The organism is Mesorhizobium sp. CA6, from assembly GCF_020165035.1.
GTDB lineage: Bacteria > Pseudomonadota > Alphaproteobacteria > Rhizobiales > Rhizobiaceae > Mesorhizobium.
Genome location: NZ_JAIUHI010000006.1, coordinates 13491 through 29679, shown reverse-complemented (window position 1 = coordinate 29679; position 16189 = coordinate 13491). Strand labels below are relative to the sequence as shown.

Below are 16189 nucleotides of genomic sequence, written 5' to 3'. Positions count from 1 at the left end.
TCCGTCAGCGTAGCGTCCCGACATATTTCGCATGGAAGCTGACATAGCCTGGCTCGACCACCTTGAGATGCCGCTCGATCAGGCGGTGAAATTCCGGCAGCTGATGGAAAGGCACGCCGGGATAGGCGTGGTGCTCGGCATGGTAAGGCATGTTCCAGGCGAGCTTGCGCACGAACCAGTTGGTCAGCGTCGTGCGGGTGTTTTCCAGCATGTTGGCGACGAAGGGACAGCGGCCGTGCTCGGCCAGCAGATAAAGCCTGAGGAACGGTTGGCCGAGCAGCGCCGGCACCATCCAGACATAGAGCAGCACCGAGGCCCTGAACCAGACCGCAAGCGCCAGCAGGACGACATAGAAGGCGGTCATCGCCCGTGCCTCGGCCTTCACCTTCGGCAAGCCCTTCGGCGGCACGTAGGTGTCGCGGCAGCGCCCAATTGCATTGGTGTAGAGCGTCTTGACATGCCCCCACCACACCGGCAGGCCGGAGACGTGGACGATGTATTGCCGCACCGTCTCGGGCTTCGGGAAAGCCAGCTCCGGATCGTTTTCGGGATCCTGGGTGAAGCGGTGATGGGCGAAGTGGAAGTAGCGGAACCAGTCGGCCGGCAGCGCGAGCGCCAGGCTGCAAAAGCGCGCGACGGTATCGTTCAACCACTGCGTTTCGAACGCCGTCCTGTGCACCGTTTCATGCAGCAGCGTGAACAGGAACACGATCAGGATGCCCTGCGGCAGCATCAGGATCGGCCAGAACGGCACCTTGGCCGCGATCAGCGCGCCGAAGAGGAGGATCGCGCCGAGATGGAGCGCCAACTGAACGAGGGCCGGCCCATCCGATTTGCCGGTCAGCCGGCTGCGCTCCTCATTCGTCAGCGAGGCTATCACGGAGCGATGGTCGATGGCTGCGTCGTGGTCGATTGCGTTCATGAGATCACGATACCCAGAAACAAACCTCTCGAAAAACGAGGATTTCCACGAAAGAGGTAAGGTAATCCTATCTTTCGGATTGTCATGGCCGCCCTTCCCTCCTTGCGCGGACCGACTGAGGACCGACCGGCGCATCTTTCCCATCCTGGCGCAACTGCTTCGAGGCGACGGGGAAGCGAAGCGGACCACGCAATGCAGAGCGGTCTCTCCGCGTATTCGTCGCGGGCAGCGCTCGATCTCGCCATTTCAGGGCTGGGCATGGCGCTGGCGCAAGGCGCAAGGCGCCTACTGCGCCCAGGCGCTGGAAGACGGCCGGCTGGTCCGGCCCGTTGCCAGATCGCTGGAGTCGCGCCAGCCCTACTGCCCGACGATCCCGGAACGCGGCGCCGGACGCGATATCGTGGCGGCGTTCCGCGAATGGCTGATTGGGGAATGCGTGCGCGCGGTCGGATCGCCGGCGCTTGGCGCCGCAGCTCAGCGCCGTCTTTGACCGAATTGGCCAGGGGCACGACGCGCCGGCTCGGGTATGATTGCCTGCCGAGCCGGTTCGGCACGCGGTCCGTGGGCAAATCCACCCGGCACGAACCCAAGCACGATTATCGCGGCGATGAAGCTGTATTGCAGGATGTCAAAGGCCGGCGGCGGAAGACTGCCGGGAAGAACTGAAATTGCAAGCTTCGGCGCAAGAACGCCGAACCCTACCGCGGCCGGCCAACCAATGTCGCGCACGCGGGCGAATACCATCCAAATGATCGCGACGATGGTGGCAAAGCCCATCGCCACAAGGATGGAGATATAGACCGTGCCGATGGCGGAGCTCTTTGCCTCCATAGCGAGCCCTCTGGCGACCATGCCGGAAGCAAGTTGCTCGGCGGATTTCGGCTTATCGTGCATCCCATAGTCCGGCGTCCTCAGTTCCTCGACAAAGGACTTTTGGCTCAGGGCCATACTGTTGCCGTCAGCCGCATAGATCTGCCTTTGAATGTTCTCTTTGGTCCCGACCAGAAAATGCTGGATAGGGTCCTTGGCAAAATCAAACCCAATCAAGAAGACCAAAAGAACGAGGTAAAGAATTTGGCCGCAATTGCCCGATTGAAACAGCCTGATCATCTTTTTAGAGCCTCTGGGCAATCCACAATATAGGCGGAATAGCAAGCCGGGCTTAAGACGCAGTTAGGCAGTTCTGCGCAAATTGAAGAAACGGCGGGCCAGGATATTCGCTTAGAGATGCCCGGCCAGCGCCGCGACCATGTCCTTGCTCGTCGCTACCGGAACAATCTCGAACTCGACGAGGTCGTTCCACTCGATGGCCCAGCGCTGCAGGATCGTGACGTCATCGGCCTCCACCAACATGAAGCAGCGGCTCATATCGGCCGCGATCCAGGAGTGGTGGACAACGAGCTCATCGGGCTTCAGCCGGCCCTTGTCGCGGAAGCGGCGATAGATCTCCTTGCGGTCCGCGCCATGAAAGTCCTCGATCACTAGGAACAGCATTTGTTTCCCTCGGTTTGAGTGATTGCGACTTGGGGAATTGAGGAACTGGGGAACTAATGAACTGAGGAGATCAGGAAACGAGGAGCTGAGAAAGCGAGGACGGATGGTTCCGCCAGACACTCCATTCTTCAATTCTTCAATTCTTCAATTCTTCAATTTCAGTTCCCCAGTTCCTCTTCTCCCGCCGCTACTTGTCCGGCCTTTCCAGGCGCTCCAGGAACCACTGCGTCAGCCGCACCCAGAGTTCGTCCTTCTCGCCGGAATCCTCCCAGCCATGGTCGAGGTTGGGATTGTCGTTGACCTCGATGACGAAGACCCCGTCCTTGGTCTCCTTGAGGTCGACGCCGTAGAGCCCGTCGCCGATGCATTTTGCCGCCCGCACCGCCGTCTCGACGACATGCGGCGGCGTCTGCTTCAGCGTGAACGTCTTGATGCCGCCCTGGTCGGGCTTGCCGCTGGCTTTGTGGTTGACGATCTGCCAGTGCTTTTTCGCCATCAGATAATGCACGGCAAACAGCGGCTGGCCGCCGAGCACGCCGACGCGCCAGTCATATTCGGTCGGGATGAATTTCTGCGCGATCAAGAGATCGGAATCGTCCAGCCATTCGGTCGCGAGCTTGGTCAGCTCCGCCATGTTCTCGCATTTCTTGACGCCGCGCGAGAAAGACGAATCGGGGATCTTCAGCACCAGCGGAAAACCCAGTGTTTGCGCCGCCACCTCGAAGTCGGACGTGCCGGCAATCATCACCGTCGGCGGCACCGGCACTTTGTTGTAGGTCATCAGCTCGTTGAGATAGACCTTGTTGGTGCAGCGGATCATCGACAGCGGATCGTCGATCACCGGCATGCCTTCCTGCTGGGCGCGGCGCGCGAAGCGGTAGGTGTGGTTGGAGATCGCCGTGGTCTCGCGGATAAACAGCGCGTCGTAGTTAGCGAGTTTGGCGAGGTCCTTCCTGGTGATCGGCTCGACCTCGACGCCCATCTTCTCGGCGATTCTCGCCCAATAGCGCAGCGAGGAAATCTCCGACGGCGGCAGTTCCTCATGCGGGTCGACCAGCGTCGCGAACGTATAGCGCGCCGGCGTGCGGCCCTTGGTGTCGCGCCATTCGCGGTTGGTGTAAGTGTCCAGGCACTGCAGGAAGAACTCTTCCTCATCCTCGGACATGCGGGCAAGCGGCAGGAAGCCGATCTTGCGGATCGAGGCCCATTCGGCGCTGTCCTTGATATGGACCTCGAGCGCCGGCGCGCGGAACCAGTCGAACAACAATTTGGCGAAACGATCCCATACTTTCGACGGGCCGATGCCGAAGAAGATCGCGACCTTGGCCGGAAAAATCCCGCCGAGATCCTTGCGGCATTTGTTCAAGGCAAGCTCGAGCTCCGGCAGCGCGTGCTCGTAGAGCTTGCGCTCCGAAAGGTCGATCATGGTCTCGACGGTCGGGATCACCCTGTGGCCGCGCGAGCCCGCGAGAAGCGAGGCGTAGTAGCCGCGGCTCTGGTAGCCGTAATTGTTCGACAGGTTGATCACCTTCGGCCGCTGGCCGCGGAACAGCGCCGGATGCGCGAGATAGTCGCGGTTGGTGATGATCTTGTGGGGTGTGGCCACCTGATCGAGATCGTTCTGCCTGCCTGTCAGGATAACCCAGGTCATTGTCTCAGCGTTTTCCCAGAGTGATGGCGGCGCGCAAACCGTCGCGGCCAAACTGCGCCATGTTCATGAAGATGTCGTAGGGCACCGGAATATTCGCGGCATCGAGGATCGTTTCCTGCCTTTCATCCTCGACCCAGGGGTCGTGGATCAGGATATGGTCGCCATCGTCGCCGATGGCCAGCACCCAATGCGGCACCTTCTTGCCGAACATCAGGAAGCCGCTGACCAACACCACCACCAGCTTGCCCCCGGCGAGGGCATCACGGATGTCGCCGATGCCGAACGGACGGTAATTGACAGGGATACCGTAAAGTTCGGCACGGCGGCGGAAATCGACCTGGGCGAGTTCCATCACCCGGCGCTTTTCCTCGCTCCTCACCGACTGCAGGAACAGGGCACCGTAGAAGGATACGAATATCTCGGCGCCGAGCCCGCTCTCGTAGCCGGCGACGGCCAGGCCGAAGGGCTCGCAGCCGCCAGGGCCGGACATCATGAAGACCGTGGTGGCCTCGCGCCACAGGCGAATCTCCATGACCGGATCTGGCACGAAGCCGCGGTCGAAATTGGCCATCGCCATCATCAGGCAGCAAGGGCCGCAGGTGAACTCGCAGGTCTGCTGGTAGAACGGCACCCTGGTCGCGGTCGGCGTGTCGCCGCGCAGCGTCTTTTCGTAGCGCAGCGCGGTCGCGCCATCCTCGTAATAGTCGGGTTCGCGGCCCAATTTCCGATAGCCGGCCTCTTCGTAGATACGGATGGCGCGCTGATTGTCCTCGCGCACTTCGAGGCGCAGCAACAGCCGGTCGTGCTCGAAGGCCGCTTCCTCGGCGGCCGCCAGCAGAAGGCGGCCGATGCCGAGCCGACCGAAGAACGGACCGACGGCGATGGAATAGAGCCGCGCCACGCCGCTGCCCTTGCGAAACAGCACCACCGCATAGCCGGCGACACGGCCCTCGTTCTCAGCCACCAGCATCTCGGCGGTTTCGCGTTCGATGAACTGGCGGAAGGAGCGGCGCGAGAGCCTGTCGCCCGGAAAAACAGCCTTCTCGATGGCGGCGAGGTCATCGACGTCTGACGCACGGGCCTTGCGGATCTCGGCAGGCATGCGGGCTTGGGAGAACCTCGATTGGGTTAAAGAAAACGGCCCCGGTGGATGCGTCGCGAACACCGGCCGGACCGCCAGTATTCATCAAGCGCTATCGCTCCTTGATTAGGGCTGAATTGTGACAGTTTCCGCCCCGGCTGGAAAGGGCAAAGCGTTTGAACAGGACTGCCGTTCAAAGGGCTGCCGGCCGCCGAAAAAGGCAGCCGGTTCAGCTCGATATGCCTGCCACGAGCTGGCCATAAGCGGTTTTTGCGACATCCGACAGCCGCTCCGGCGGCAACGAGCCGACGACGGCGCAAGCATAGCCTTTATCCAGCCAGTAGACCGCCTCCGGTCCGCCCCCCTCGGCAGTATAGGTGCCTTTGGACGTCGCCGACGATTCGGCGGTGACAAAGAGCGAGATTCGCTCGCCCTTGGCGTCCTCGTAGAGCAGCATCGCCGCCTTGCCCTGGCCGCCGGCCGGCAGCAGCCGGCCACCGACCAGTTGGAAGCCCTCGGCCGCCAGGTCGGGCGCAACCAGCTTCAGCCCGACTCGGTTCGACAGCCAGGTCTGGAGATGGTCCTTGTCGCTTGCCGGGACCTCGACGGCATGGCGCTTCTCGGCGGCGTACAGGACATGGGCGGCGATCGCCTGCTCGGCGAGCTGGTCGTCGCCGTCGTCGCCGCGGCTGACGCTGTCGATGCCGGCGACATAGCCGCCGAGGCCGCCCACAGCGAGCACAACGGCGGCCGCGGCCGAGAGCCACCAGCGCGAGCGCCAGGGCGATGCTTTTGCAGGCGCCTCGCCAAGCACGACCTGCCGCAGCCTTGCCGGCACCGGCTCGTCCATCACGCCGGACAGGGCGGCGCGCATGGCGGCGCGATCGGCAATGTAGCGCGCGGACTTTGCCTTCATCTCGGGATTGGTCTCGAGCCAGGCGTCGTAAGCCATGCGCTCCTCGCCCGGCAGCTCGCCATCGAGGGCCATATGGATATCGCGTTCGGAAAAATCGCTGCGGGTCATTTCTCGACGATCCTTATCGAGCGGCGGCGCGATGTGTCGTCGAGCAATCCTCGCAATTCCTCGCGGCCGCGCGCGATGCGCGACATCAGCGTGCCGGCCGGCACGCCAAGGATGTTGGCGGCCTCGGCATAGGAAAAGCCCTCGATGGCGACCATCACCAATGCCGCGCGGCGATCGGGGCTGATCGCCTGCAAGGCATCCATGATCTCGCGCGAGGCGATGGTCTCGACCTGATCGGCGGGCGCGGCTTGGGCCTCACCGGCTTCGAGAGGCAGTATCGCCGCCTCGCCTCGCCGGTTGACCTTGCGCATCTGGTCGATGAACAAGTGATGCATGATCGTAAACAGCCACCTCCGGGGGCTCTCTCCCGTCTGCCAGTTGTCGAGCCGCACGAGCGCCCGCTCCAGGCAATCCTGGACCAGGTCGTCGGCGGAATCGCGCTCGCGCAGCAGCGAGCGCGCATAGCGCCGCAGCCGCGGTATTTCGCTCAGGATCGCTGCCTTCTTGTCGTCCATGACCGCTTGTTTCGAGGTCGCTTCCATCCGGATAGAACGCGCCTTTGCGGCGCGGTGCAAGCAGTCAGCGCAAAGCGGCCCAACCGCTGCGGTTACCCAAGCATATTCAAAACGATGGCGCAGGCCGGTTTATTCCCGACTCAAAGTGCGCAGGACGGATTGTTTAATTACGTAATATAGGTATACTAGGTATATCACGTATGAGGTGACCAATGAAGCAATTCACCTTTTCAGATATGAACCGCGCGTCGGGCGAAATCCTCGAAACGGCGATGATTGAGCCCGTCGCTCTCACAAAACGCGGCAAGGAGAAGCTGATCATCCTATCGGCCAGACAATACCGGCAACTCGTCGGTTCGTCTCATGCCGCCGCTTACACGCTGGAGGGTGCACCGGACGAGGTCCACGACGAACTGATGTCGGGGTTGGAAGCCATCATAGTCGGTGACGAGCCGGATGTTTAAACCCGGCGACCTGCTTCGATACTACTATTTGTGGGCGCGGCAGGCTGATGCTGGTGAAGAATCCGGCCGCAATGCGCGTCCTGTCTGCGTCGTGGTCAGAACTCCGACTACGCCGGCGGCGCTGTTCCTGTTCCCGCTTACGTCGCAGCAACCCGACGCGATCCGCACGTATATTGCAGTCAGTGAGATCGAGTGTCGGAGGGGCGGCCTCGATTTTCCGTCATGGCTGATCCTCGACGAGTACAACCGGGTGCGGACCGACGAAGCTTACGACCTCGTCACGGTGAAACCCATCGGTTCTTTCAGTCCAGCATTCGTTCGAAAGATTGCTGGCCTCATCAAAGAGGCAGCCGACCAGCGCCGGCTGCGCGGGATCGTTCGAAAATAGCCGCAACGACCCAAGGAGCTCCAGCCTCTCACGCTTCCCTCGCCGCCCTTGTCAGCAGCCGCTGATAGAACAGCCCTATCCCGATCAGCACGGCACCCAGACCGATGAAGGACAGCGCGCGCAGCACGCCTTCGAGTTCCGACATGTCGAAGAGGAAGACTTTCAGCACCGCAACCGCGATCAGCGCCGCCGACGCGATGCGCAATACCTGCGATTTCAGCCGGACGCCGGCGGTAAGCAGCGCAACGCCGATGACCAGCCAGAGCGCGGAGTAGGTATAGGTCTCGAGCTGGCCGAGCCCGCTCCACAGGGCGATGAACTCGCCCTTGAACAGGCGGCGCACCGAGAGCGTGGCATAGGCGAAGGCAAGCAGCGCGGCGATCAGCGCGAGCATTGCCGCATACCATCGCGGGCGCTTGTCGCGGACATAGAGTGCCAGCGCCCCGGCGGCGCCCGCCGGCAGCAGATAGGCGAGAAACAAAAGGTTGAAGACGGGAACCGTGCCGGTCGACTCGTCCGTCAGCAGCGGGTTCAGCACGACGAAATGCTGGACGGCGATCAGGCCGGCCGAAACCACGCCGGCGGTCATCGAGCCATAACGCAGGACCGAGCTCGGCGAACGCATGTCGATGGCGACCAGTATGGCGCCGGCGCCGAGCGCGATCAGCGTGTAGATCGCCTGTTCGGCAAGAGGGACGGTGCCGGTGTCGATGACGCCGCCATGCATGGCATGGCGCACCAGCATGGCAATGGTAAGCAGTGCGAACAGGGCCGACGCCGCCTCCATGGCAAGGCGCGGCCGGCCATTGGTGGTGCGGGCGAGCTGCCAGGCGGCGAAACCGAAGGCGAGCGCCGGCACGCCATAGCCCGGCAGCAGCCAGTTCAAGACCGGCGTCCTGGCGAGAGACGCCGCGCCGACGATGGCCGGATCGAAGGCGACGCGGCCGAGCACGGCGACCGCCGCGCCCACTGCGATCCAGCCCAGCACGGGGTAAGAGCGCCAGCGCGTGGCCAGCGCCGGGACGATCGCGGCAGCTCCAAGCAGCACGGTCGTCCAGCCCGAGCCGAAGGCCATGTGCAGCATCAACAGGCCGGCGACACCGGCGCCGCCGAGCGCAAATGAGACGGCCGGGCCGCCGGCCAGCGGCGGCTCCTCGGCGCGCGCGATCCATTCGCCGCCGGCGGCGAAGGCGAGCGCCAGCAACAGGGCCGGCAGCGCATAGCCGAGATCGCGGTCGATATCGCCGAAGGTCAACCACAGCGTCAGAAGCACCACCAGCGGCGCAATGACGCCCCAGGCTGCCCAGCAGGCTGCGCGCAATGGAGCGGCGGCGGCGAAGCGGCGTGCCGCCCAGAAACCGGCGGCGAGGAAGATCATGCCGAGCGCGACGCCGATGCGGAAAGTCAGCACGTCGGACGACGCCAAAGGCTGAGCGTCGAGCCCGACATCGAGCGCATTCGGGCCGATCGTGGCGGGCGGGATGATACCCAGATAGATCATCACGGTCGCGATGCCGGCGGCAAAGACGAGCGGAAGCGCGCGCGGCCGGTAGAGCGCCACCGCGACCAGCGCGGCCAACAGGATCGCCCCGTGCAAGGCATCGCCGGCGCCGGCAAAGGCCGGATCGACGGACAGGCCGAGCGCGCTCAAGGCGATGAAGAAGCCGGGCAGGATCGAAGGCCAGTCGAAGCCGCGCGCCGTATCGTCGCGGCCAGTAACCAAAAAAAGGCCGAGCCAGACGAAAGCCAGCACGGCGAGCGTCGCCAGGCTGATGAACAGGACGGCGGCGAGGTTCACCTGCGGCGCGTCGACCATATAGAGAATGGTCCAGACGCCGGTGCCGGCAAAGGCCGCGGCCACCAGCGCCCTCCAGTCGCGGATGCGGGCGATTGCCGCCGTGGCGGCAAGCACGATCGCGAGATAGACGAACAAGGCCCAGGGATTGGGTGCTTCCGAGGCGACCAGCGCCGGCGTGACCATGGCGCCGACGAGGCCGATGCCGGCCAACGCCAGGCCATGCAGGAGCGAAGCGCCAATGGTCGCGACGCCGATGACACCAAGCAGCGCGAAAGCCGTCGCCGGACCGATGAAGCCATAGATGGCGTGCGCCGCGTAGACCGTGCCGAACAGGATGAAGGCGCCCGCCCCGGTCAGAATCGCGGGGATGTAGGCGCCGGCGGCGCCCTGCACCGGCACCCTGAAGCCGGTGCGGCGGATGAATTCGGCGCCGGCAATCAGCACCAGGCCGAGGATGCCGGCCATGGCGAGGCGCACGCCAGGGCCGAAAATGCCGGCCTCGATGGTGTAGCGGATCAGAAACAGGCCCCCCAGCGCCAGCGCGATGCCGCCGACCCAGACTGCCCAGCGAGTGCCCAGCGCTGTTTCGACATCGGTTTGGCGCGCCGCCTTGGGGGCCTCGGGGGATCCGGCCGCGGCCGTCTCGGCTACGGTGGCGGGTTGCGCCGGTTCGGCGGATTGCACCGGGGCCGCCTTGCCCTTCGTCCAGGGTCCGGCCACGGCCTCGCCTTCGGCAGTCTCGGGCGTCGCGACGACCTCCTCGGCCACGATCGCGCCATCCGCCAACGGCGCGGCAGGCGCCGCGGCTGCCTTGGTCTCCTCGGGAAGACTTTCCTGCGCGGCGTCCGCCGCGCTGGGCGCCGACAGCGAAGCTCCAGGCTGCACAAGGCCGCGCAGGATACCGAGCTCGCGCTCGACCAGCGCAATGCGGTTCTGCTGTCGTGACACGATGACGAAAAGAGCTATGACGGCGGCAATGGCGATCAGGCTGAAAAACATGGCGGTTTCCCTCAAAACCAGACCGGTCGTGGCCAGAGAATGCGGCAATGAGACGGCTGGTGCAAATCAGCGTCTTGCCGGCTAAAGGCGCCTCGCGCCGAAACGGAATCAGGCGACGCGCCTTTAGTCATTGTTTTGGTGCATGTCGTTCCCCCGAACCGCTGTGCATTTTTGGGCGACATGCACTGACAAGATCGAGCATGTTTCGTCGTCGATTGCCAGCAACTTGCCGGTTTATCCAATGTCGGGCCGCCGAGGCGTCGGCATTGCCGGCGAGATTACGTGACCTCTGCCGCGGAATACTCATGCTATTCTCGCGCGGGCGAAGCAAATGCCGCGAGGTGACGGATGCCGCAAAAAAGCGCTGGCCTGCTGATCCACAGGCGCACCGCCGGTGTGTTCGAATTCCTGCTCGTCCACCCGGGCGGGCCGTTCTGGGCAAGAAAGGATGAAGGCGCGTGGACCATCCCGAAAGGACTGATCGGCGATAACGAGGATGAGCTCGAGGCCGCCAAGCGGGAAGCCGAAGAAGAGCTCGGCGTCACCGTCGACGGCGATTTCCGGCCGCTCGGCAGCTACAAGCAGCCGGGCGGGAAGATCATCATCGCATGGAGCGTCGACGCGGACATCGATGCGGATGCCGTCAGGAGCAATATGTTCACGATGGAGTGGCCGCCGAAATCGGGGACCATGAAAGCGTTTCCTGAAGTCGACAAGGCCGGCTGGTTTTCGCTGCCCGAAGCCGGCGTCAAAATTCTCAAGGGCCAACGCCCCATGCTCGACGATTTCCTGGAGCGACGCAGCGCCGAATAGGCGGCTGCCTCGCTATCCTGCCTCGCCCGCAATCGCCCTCACCGAGGCATGATGCCGGCGCAGCGCGGCGAGGAAGCCGGCGCGAGCATCGGGCGGCTCGAGGCCTCGTGGCTCGTAGACGTGACGGGTGAAGAAGAAGCCGCTCAGCCGGAACGCGTCCTCCAGGGCTGCCGCATCGGCGCGCAGGCCGGAGCCGCGCTGCAGGAAGGCGGGCAGCGCCAGCATCTTGTCGTGCCAAGGCGCGCCGGCTTCGCGCGACACGGCGCGCCCGGATTTCGGCGAGACATAGGCAAGATCCTGCCTGGTGCCGGTCGCCGCGCATTGGCTGAGATCGAGGCCGAAGCCCAGTTCATCGAGGATAAGCAGCTCGAAGCGCGCCACCAGCTCTCCCGCCGCGTCGGCATCGTCCAGGTGCGAAATCATCACGGCGAGCGCCTCATAAAGGCCGCCATGGGCGTCGCGCTCGGGCAGCAGCCTCAGATGCGCGGCCATGGTCTGCAGGCCGTAGACGGCGACGGCGCTGTCCATCAGCCGCGCAGCGTTCATCTCGATCGCTTCGGCCTGGAAGATGCCGAGATGCTCGTCGAGCCGCGCCCGCCACAGAAGATCGACGCGGTTGCCGGGCTGCAGCACCGGCTGCTGCTTGCGCGAGCGCCCGCCCCGCACCAGACCGAGATGGCGGCCATGGACACGCGTCATCACCTCGAGGATGGCGCTGGTTTCGCCATGCCTGCGAGTGCCGAGAACGATTCCCTCGTCGCGCCATTCCATGAGTAGAGCTTTTCACCCGTTGGGTGGTGAAATCAAGAGAGGGAAGAGTTGTACGCATGATGTGCGTACGCTATATTTGACGTGAAGGAAGATACCCATGCCCAAAATAGCTACCGACAAATCCGAGCGTTTCAACATCCGCATACGGCCGGCGCAAAAGGCCATGATAGCTCGCGCGGCGGCGCTGTCGAACAAGGATATGACCGACTTCATCCTCGACAAAGTGCTGCCCGAGGCTGAGGCCGTGATCAAGGCGGTCGAGAAAATTGAGGTCTCCGAGCACGATTTCAAGCGTATTCTCGATTTGCTTGAGCATCCGCCTAAGCCCAACGCGAAGTTGCGGGCTGCCATCGCAGCGCTTCCTGACACCATATGACGCTGCCAGGTTGGCACGAGGAGCCGATTTCGAAATCGCATGATCGTGCGTCCTTCGACTGCGGCGACGAGCAGATGAACGATTTTCTGCGGCGCTTCGCCAGGCAGAGCCATGAGCAAAACGCATCGAAAACGTTTTGTGCTGTCGACGGCGCAAATCCAAGCCGCATTCTTGGCTTCTATACGATCGCTCCGTCCGCCGTTGCCCACGAGCAAGTGCCAGCGACCCTGACCAAGGGGCTCGCCCGACATGAAGTGTCCGGTTTCAAGCTTGCCCGCCTTGCAACCGATCTGACCGTGACCGGACAAGGGCTCGGTGGCCAACTCCTCGCCGCAGCGGCCTTGCGCTGCCTGCGGGTTGCGGCCGAAAGCGGCGGCCTCCTGCTGATCATCGATGCCAAGAGCGAGCGCGCCGCTAGCTGGTACCGCGGATATGGAGCCGAGCCACTTTTGGAGCGGCCGCTGACGCTTGTGATGCCACTGGCGTCCTTTGCAGCTGATTTCAGCGGCAAAGGCCTATTGTAGTCCCGTAACCCAGCGCCGATGATCGGCAAGCACCGCGTCGATCACGCGGCGCTGCCTTTCGGCCTCTGCCTGGTTGGCGTCGTGGCCGGCGACGGTGATCAGCGCCTTCCACAGCGCCCAGCCGCGACCACGCGCCCAGGTGGCGTCATCGACGGCAATGCGGGTGCGAAAAGCCTCGCGGCTTTCGCCTTCGAAGAACGTCCAGCTTATAGCAAGATCGCAGGATGGGTCGCCGATGCCGCAGGTGCCAAAATCGATGACGGCGCTCAAGCTGCCGTCCTCGACCAGAAGATTGCCCGAGGCGACATCGCCGTGGAACCAGACCGGCGAGCCATGCCAGGTGGCGGCGAGTGCCGCGTCCCACACGGTGGTCGCGGCTTGCGTGTCGATCCGGCCTTCGAGCGCGGCGATGGCCTGCCGCGCCTCGCCGTCATAGACACTCAGCGATCCACCGCGATGGAAATTGTGCTGGCCGGGCGCGGGCCCGTCCGTCGGTTCGATGCCCCTCAAAGCGACAAGGAAATCAGCGAGCGCGACGGCAAACGCGGGGAGATCGGCAATGCGTGCATTCCTCGCCGTCTCGCCCTCGATCCAGCGATAGACGGACCAATGCCAGGGATACCCCGCCGCCGGCTCGCCCATGGCCAATGGCGTTGGAATGGGCAGCGGCAGGAGCGGCGCAAGTTTCGGCAGCCAGCGATGCTCCTTCTCGACCTGCAGCGAATAGGGGGCCGCGCTTGGCAGCCTGATGGTCATCTCATCGCCAAGATGGAAGGTGCGGTTATCCCAGCCGCCGAACTCGACCGGGCTGACCGGCAGATGCCGCCATTGCGGAAACTGTGCATCGACCAGCCGGCGGACGAGATCGGTATCGATGGTTATCTTTGGATTATGCAATGTCGCTGGCCCGTTGCCGGGTCCTTCTACGCGGCATGCATCAATGGGGAAACTCCAGCCCCATCTCGCGGTAGCGCTCGGGGTCGTCGCCCCAGTTCTCGCGCACCTTCACAAACAGGAAGAGGTGCACCTTCTGCTCCAGAATGCCAGCGATCTCCATCCGCGCGGCTTGCCCGATGGCGCGGATCGTCTCGCCCTTGTGGCCGAGCACGATCTTCTTCTGGCTGTCGCGCTCGACATAGATGACCTGCTCGATGCGCACCGAGCCGTCCTTCTTCTCTTCCCACTTCTCGGTCTCGATATGCGAGGAATAGGGAAGCTCCTGATGCAGTCTCAGATAAAGTTTTTCGCGCGTGATCTCGGCCGCGAGCTGGCGCATCGGCAGGTCGGAGATCTGGTCCTCCGGATAGTACCAGGGACCGGCCGGAAGCGTCTCGGCGAGATAATCGAGCAGGTCCTTGCAGCCGGAGCCGGTCAGCGCGGAGACCATGAAAGTGCGCTTGAAGGGCACGCGTTCGTTCGCGGTCGCGGCCAGGGCGAGAAGCGTTTCCGGCTTGACGCGGTCGACCTTGTTGAGAACCAGAAGCATCGGCTGCCTGACGTCCTTCAGCCGGTCGAGGATGGCATCGGCATCGCCCTTGATGCCGCGCTCGGCGTCAATCAGCAGCACTACGACATCGGCATCCTTGGCGCCGCCCCAGGCGGTGGTCACCATCGCCGTGTCCAGCCGCCGCTTCGGCTTGAAGATGCCCGGCGTGTCGACGAAGACGATCTGCGCGTTGTCATGCGTGGCAATGCCGCGCACGATGGCGCGGGTGGTCTGCACCTTGTGGGTGACGATCGACACCTTGGCGCCGACGAGCTGGTTGACCAGCGTCGACTTGCCGGCATTTGGCGCGCCGATCAGCGCTACGAAACCGGAGCGCGTCGCGGGGACTTGAGTGGTTTCCGTTTCTGTCATGCCGCGCTCCATACGCCTTCGCGCAGCAAAAGAGTAGCCGCCGCGGCCTGCTCGGCCTCGCGCTTGGAGCGGCCGCTGCCGACGGCGGGCGCGAAAGAGCCGACTTTTACGCTGACCGTGAACACCGGGTCGTGGTCCGGTCCGTCACGGCCGTCGATATGGTAGGCGGGCACGGCGCCGGCGGCGGCCTGATGCGCCCATTCCTGCAATTCGGTCTTGGCATCGCGGCGGGCAGCGCCCATCGCCTGCGAGCGCGGCTGCCAGTAGCGGTGGATGAACGCGCGCGCCGCGTCCATCCCGCCGTCGAGATAGAGCACGGCGATCAGCGATTCCAGCGCATCGGCGCGCAGATTGGTGCGCTTGCGGCCCTCGAGATTGCGCACATCGGAACCGGCGCGCACCAATTCCGGCAGGCCGATCTGTTCGGAGATTTCCGACAGCGCCTCGGCATTGACCAGCGCGTTGAGGCGCAGCGAAAGCTCGCCTTCGGCGGCATCGGGAAAGGAGGCGAGCAGCATGTCGGCCACGACGAGGCCGAGAACACGGTCCCCAAGGAATTCGAACCGCTCATAGTCAACGCCGGCATGGGTCGAACGGGCGCTGGCATGGGTCAGCGCCCGCTGCAGGCGCTGGCGGTCGGCGAAGACATGGCCGGTGCGCTCGACAAGCGCTTCGGCAAGGGCATCGGCGGTCAAACGCTTGCTGGCCGCCATCGCTCTAGTGGACGAAATGGAACAGGCGCCCGGCGCGCATCAACGACGGCCATTTCCATATCTCGAGCGGGCTCGCCTTGCCGGCGATCGAGAAGAAGATGAGGTTGGCGCGGCCGACAAGGTTCTCGGCCGGCACATAGCCGACGGCAAAGCGGCTGTCGGAGGAATTGTCGCGATTGTCGCCCATCATGAAATAGTGCCCAGGCGGCACGACGAATTCGCGCGTGTTGTCGCCGATCGAATCGGAATTGATGTCGAGCGTGTCGTAACTGACGCCGTTCGGCAGCGTTTCGCGGTAGACATCGATCGGCCGGTTTTCTTCGGTGACATCGGGATTGTCGATCTGGCCGGTCTTCACGCGCGGCACGCCGACGTCATTGATGAAAAGCTGGCCGTCCTTCACCTGAATCTTGTCGCCGGGCAGGCCGACGACGCGCTTGATGTAATCGACCGACGGATCCGGCGGGAACTTGAACACCACCACGTCGCCGCGCTTGGGCTCGGAACCCCAGATGCGGCCCGAGAAGAGATCGGGACCGAAGGGCAACGAGTAACGCGAATAGCCATAGGCCCATTTGGTGACGAAGAGATAGTCGCCTTCGAGCAGCGTCGGCCGCATCGAGCCGGACGGAATGGAGAAAGGCTGGAAGAGCAGCGTGCGGATGACGAGCGCGAGCAGCAGAGCCTGGATGATGACGGAAAAGGTCTCACCAAGCCCGCCGGATTTCTTCTGCGATTTTTCAGCCACGCTCATGTCGTCCTCGATTGTGCGATGTTGGTATAGAGTCTCGGCGGGCG

19 protein-coding genes are annotated in these 16189 nt (G+C 63.7%); 6 read left to right on the top strand and 13 right to left on the bottom strand.

The window, feature by feature from the left end; all coding sequences use genetic code 11:
* Window positions 1-4 precede the first annotated feature (4 nt).
* The gene (locus LB526_RS10390; protein ID WP_318013262.1) at window positions 5-895 is read right to left on the bottom strand and encodes a fatty acid desaturase family protein; all 891 of its coding nucleotides are present in this window, start codon (window positions 893-895) and stop codon (window positions 5-7) included.
* On the opposite strand from LB526_RS10390, the gene LB526_RS10385 reads away from it, so the two are divergent.
* Window positions 894-1412, top strand: coding sequence for a hypothetical protein (locus LB526_RS10385; RefSeq protein ID WP_224627530.1), 519 nt, complete (start codon window positions 894-896; stop codon window positions 1410-1412). The genes LB526_RS10390 and LB526_RS10385 overlap by 2 nt on opposite strands.
* On the opposite strand, the gene LB526_RS10380 is transcribed toward LB526_RS10385, so the two are convergent.
* The 6 genes from LB526_RS10380 to LB526_RS10355 all read right to left on the bottom strand — a co-directional run bounded on the left by LB526_RS10380 (window position 1397) and on the right by LB526_RS10355 (window position 6687).
* Window positions 1397-2032 (bottom strand): hypothetical protein, encoded by a 636-nt coding sequence (locus tag LB526_RS10380; RefSeq protein WP_140842485.1) that lies wholly within the window; start codon window positions 2030-2032, stop codon window positions 1397-1399. The two genes, LB526_RS10385 and LB526_RS10380, sit on opposite strands and share 16 nt — an antisense overlap.
* 111 nt (window positions 2033-2143) lie before the next feature.
* Window positions 2144-2416 carry a DUF3303 domain-containing protein gene (locus LB526_RS10375; protein WP_224627528.1) on the bottom strand — a complete coding sequence of 91 codons (273 nt, stop codon included), beginning with the start codon at window positions 2414-2416 and terminating at the stop codon, window positions 2144-2146.
* Window positions 2417-2603: 187 nt separating this feature from the next.
* Complete coding sequence (locus LB526_RS10370; RefSeq protein ID WP_224525143.1) at window positions 2604-4067, bottom strand: RimK family protein; 1464 nt, start codon at window positions 4065-4067, stop codon at window positions 2604-2606.
* Window positions 4068-4071: 4 nt separating this feature from the next.
* Window positions 4072-5169 (bottom strand): GNAT family N-acetyltransferase/peptidase C39 family protein, encoded by a 1098-nt coding sequence (locus LB526_RS10365; RefSeq protein ID WP_224627526.1) that lies wholly within the window; start codon window positions 5167-5169, stop codon window positions 4072-4074.
* Window positions 5170-5377: 208 nt separating this feature from the next.
* Window positions 5378-6172: an anti-sigma factor family protein gene (locus LB526_RS10360; protein WP_224627525.1), complete on the bottom strand. Its 795-nt coding sequence runs from the start codon at window positions 6170-6172 to the stop codon at window positions 5378-5380.
* The gene (locus LB526_RS10355; protein WP_224525150.1) at window positions 6169-6687 is read right to left on the bottom strand and encodes an RNA polymerase sigma factor; all 519 of its coding nucleotides are present in this window, start codon (window positions 6685-6687) and stop codon (window positions 6169-6171) included. The genes LB526_RS10360 and LB526_RS10355 overlap by 4 nt, the downstream gene beginning before the upstream one ends.
* Window positions 6688-6899: 212 nt before the next feature.
* Between LB526_RS10355 and LB526_RS10350 the strand changes: the two genes are divergently transcribed.
* Together LB526_RS10350 and LB526_RS10345 are read left to right on the top strand one after the other, a co-directional pair.
* Entirely contained in the window at window positions 6900-7151 is a 252-nt protein-coding gene (locus LB526_RS10350; RefSeq protein ID WP_224525153.1) for a prevent-host-death protein, read from the top strand.
* Complete coding sequence (locus LB526_RS10345) at window positions 7144-7539, top strand: hypothetical protein (RefSeq protein WP_224627524.1); 396 nt, start codon at window positions 7144-7146, stop codon at window positions 7537-7539. The genes LB526_RS10350 and LB526_RS10345 overlap by 8 nt, the downstream gene beginning before the upstream one ends.
* Window positions 7540-7567: 28 nt before the next feature.
* Here LB526_RS10345 and LB526_RS10340 read toward each other — a convergent pair whose 3' ends face one another.
* Window positions 7568-10336, bottom strand: coding sequence for a DUF2339 domain-containing protein (locus LB526_RS10340; RefSeq protein WP_224627523.1), 2769 nt, complete (start codon window positions 10334-10336; stop codon window positions 7568-7570).
* A gap of 348 nt (window positions 10337-10684) precedes the next feature.
* Between LB526_RS10340 and LB526_RS10335 the strand changes: the two genes are divergently transcribed.
* Entirely contained in the window at window positions 10685-11149 is a 465-nt protein-coding gene (locus LB526_RS10335; RefSeq protein ID WP_224525159.1) for an NUDIX domain-containing protein, read from the top strand.
* 12 nt (window positions 11150-11161) lie between these two features.
* Here LB526_RS10335 and recO read toward each other — a convergent pair whose 3' ends face one another.
* Window positions 11162-11920 (bottom strand): DNA repair protein RecO, encoded by a 759-nt coding sequence (recO, locus tag LB526_RS10330; protein WP_224525160.1) that lies wholly within the window; start codon window positions 11918-11920, stop codon window positions 11162-11164.
* Window positions 11921-12017: 97 nt separating this feature from the next.
* Between recO and LB526_RS10325 the strand changes: the two genes are divergently transcribed.
* Together LB526_RS10325 and LB526_RS10320 are read left to right on the top strand one after the other, a co-directional pair.
* Window positions 12018-12296 carry a DUF1778 domain-containing protein gene (locus tag LB526_RS10325; protein ID WP_224525163.1) on the top strand — a complete coding sequence of 93 codons (279 nt, stop codon included), beginning with the start codon at window positions 12018-12020 and terminating at the stop codon, window positions 12294-12296.
* Window positions 12293-12820: a GNAT family N-acetyltransferase gene (locus tag LB526_RS10320; protein WP_224525165.1), complete on the top strand. Its 528-nt coding sequence runs from the start codon at window positions 12293-12295 to the stop codon at window positions 12818-12820. The genes LB526_RS10325 and LB526_RS10320 overlap by 4 nt, the downstream gene beginning before the upstream one ends.
* Here LB526_RS10320 and LB526_RS10315 read toward each other — a convergent pair.
* From LB526_RS10315 to lepB, 4 genes are read right to left on the bottom strand one after another with little or no spacing between them, the layout of a single operon-like run.
* Window positions 12812-13717, bottom strand: coding sequence for an aminoglycoside phosphotransferase family protein (locus LB526_RS10315; RefSeq protein WP_224525169.1), 906 nt, complete (start codon window positions 13715-13717; stop codon window positions 12812-12814). The two genes, LB526_RS10320 and LB526_RS10315, sit on opposite strands and share 9 nt — an antisense overlap.
* Before the next feature lie 40 nt (window positions 13718-13757).
* Entirely contained in the window at window positions 13758-14690 is a 933-nt protein-coding gene (era, locus tag LB526_RS10310; RefSeq protein ID WP_224525172.1) for a GTPase Era, read from the bottom strand.
* The gene (gene rnc, locus LB526_RS10305) at window positions 14675-15409 is read right to left on the bottom strand and encodes a ribonuclease III (RefSeq protein WP_411909030.1); all 735 of its coding nucleotides are present in this window, start codon (window positions 15407-15409) and stop codon (window positions 14675-14677) included. The genes era and rnc overlap by 16 nt, the downstream gene beginning before the upstream one ends.
* Window positions 15396-16145 carry a signal peptidase I gene (gene lepB / locus LB526_RS10300; RefSeq protein ID WP_095766934.1) on the bottom strand — a complete coding sequence of 250 codons (750 nt, stop codon included), beginning with the start codon at window positions 16143-16145 and terminating at the stop codon, window positions 15396-15398. The genes rnc and lepB overlap by 14 nt, the downstream gene beginning before the upstream one ends.
* Window positions 16146-16189 lie beyond the last annotated feature (44 nt).

What these genes read in the sequence shown, in the direction of transcription:
- LB526_RS10385 (WP_224627530.1), top strand. Translation starts at nt 894, where the DNA reads ATGGCTGCGTCGTGGTCGATTGCGTTCATGAGATCACGATACCCAGAA.
- LB526_RS10380 (WP_140842485.1), bottom strand. Translation starts at nt 2,032, where the DNA reads ATGATCAGGCTGTTTCAATCGGGCAATTGCGGCCAAATTCTTTACCTC.
- LB526_RS10375 (WP_224627528.1), bottom strand. Translation starts at nt 2,416, where the DNA reads ATGCTGTTCCTAGTGATCGAGGACTTTCATGGCGCGGACCGCAAGGAG.
- LB526_RS10370 (WP_224525143.1), bottom strand. Translation starts at nt 4,067, where the DNA reads ATGACCTGGGTTATCCTGACAGGCAGGCAGAACGATCTCGATCAGGTG.
- LB526_RS10365 (WP_224627526.1), bottom strand. Translation starts at nt 5,169, where the DNA reads ATGCCTGCCGAGATCCGCAAGGCCCGTGCGTCAGACGTCGATGACCTC.
- LB526_RS10360 (WP_224627525.1), bottom strand. Translation starts at nt 6,172, where the DNA reads ATGACCCGCAGCGATTTTTCCGAACGCGATATCCATATGGCCCTCGAT.
- LB526_RS10355 (WP_224525150.1), bottom strand. Translation starts at nt 6,687, where the DNA reads ATGGACGACAAGAAGGCAGCGATCCTGAGCGAAATACCGCGGCTGCGG.
- LB526_RS10350 (WP_224525153.1), top strand. Translation starts at nt 6,900, where the DNA reads ATGAAGCAATTCACCTTTTCAGATATGAACCGCGCGTCGGGCGAAATC.
- LB526_RS10345 (WP_224627524.1), top strand. Translation starts at nt 7,144, where the DNA reads ATGTTTAAACCCGGCGACCTGCTTCGATACTACTATTTGTGGGCGCGG.
- LB526_RS10340 (WP_224627523.1), bottom strand. Translation starts at nt 10,336, where the DNA reads ATGTTTTTCAGCCTGATCGCCATTGCCGCCGTCATAGCTCTTTTCGTC.
- LB526_RS10335 (WP_224525159.1), top strand. Translation starts at nt 10,685, where the DNA reads ATGCCGCAAAAAAGCGCTGGCCTGCTGATCCACAGGCGCACCGCCGGT.
- recO (WP_224525160.1), bottom strand. Translation starts at nt 11,920, where the DNA reads ATGGAATGGCGCGACGAGGGAATCGTTCTCGGCACTCGCAGGCATGGC.
- LB526_RS10325 (WP_224525163.1), top strand. Translation starts at nt 12,018, where the DNA reads ATGCCCAAAATAGCTACCGACAAATCCGAGCGTTTCAACATCCGCATA.
- LB526_RS10320 (WP_224525165.1), top strand. Translation starts at nt 12,293, where the DNA reads ATGACGCTGCCAGGTTGGCACGAGGAGCCGATTTCGAAATCGCATGAT.
- era (WP_224525172.1), bottom strand. Translation starts at nt 14,690, where the DNA reads ATGGAGCGCGGCATGACAGAAACGGAAACCACTCAAGTCCCCGCGACG.
- lepB (WP_095766934.1), bottom strand. Translation starts at nt 16,145, where the DNA reads ATGAGCGTGGCTGAAAAATCGCAGAAGAAATCCGGCGGGCTTGGTGAG.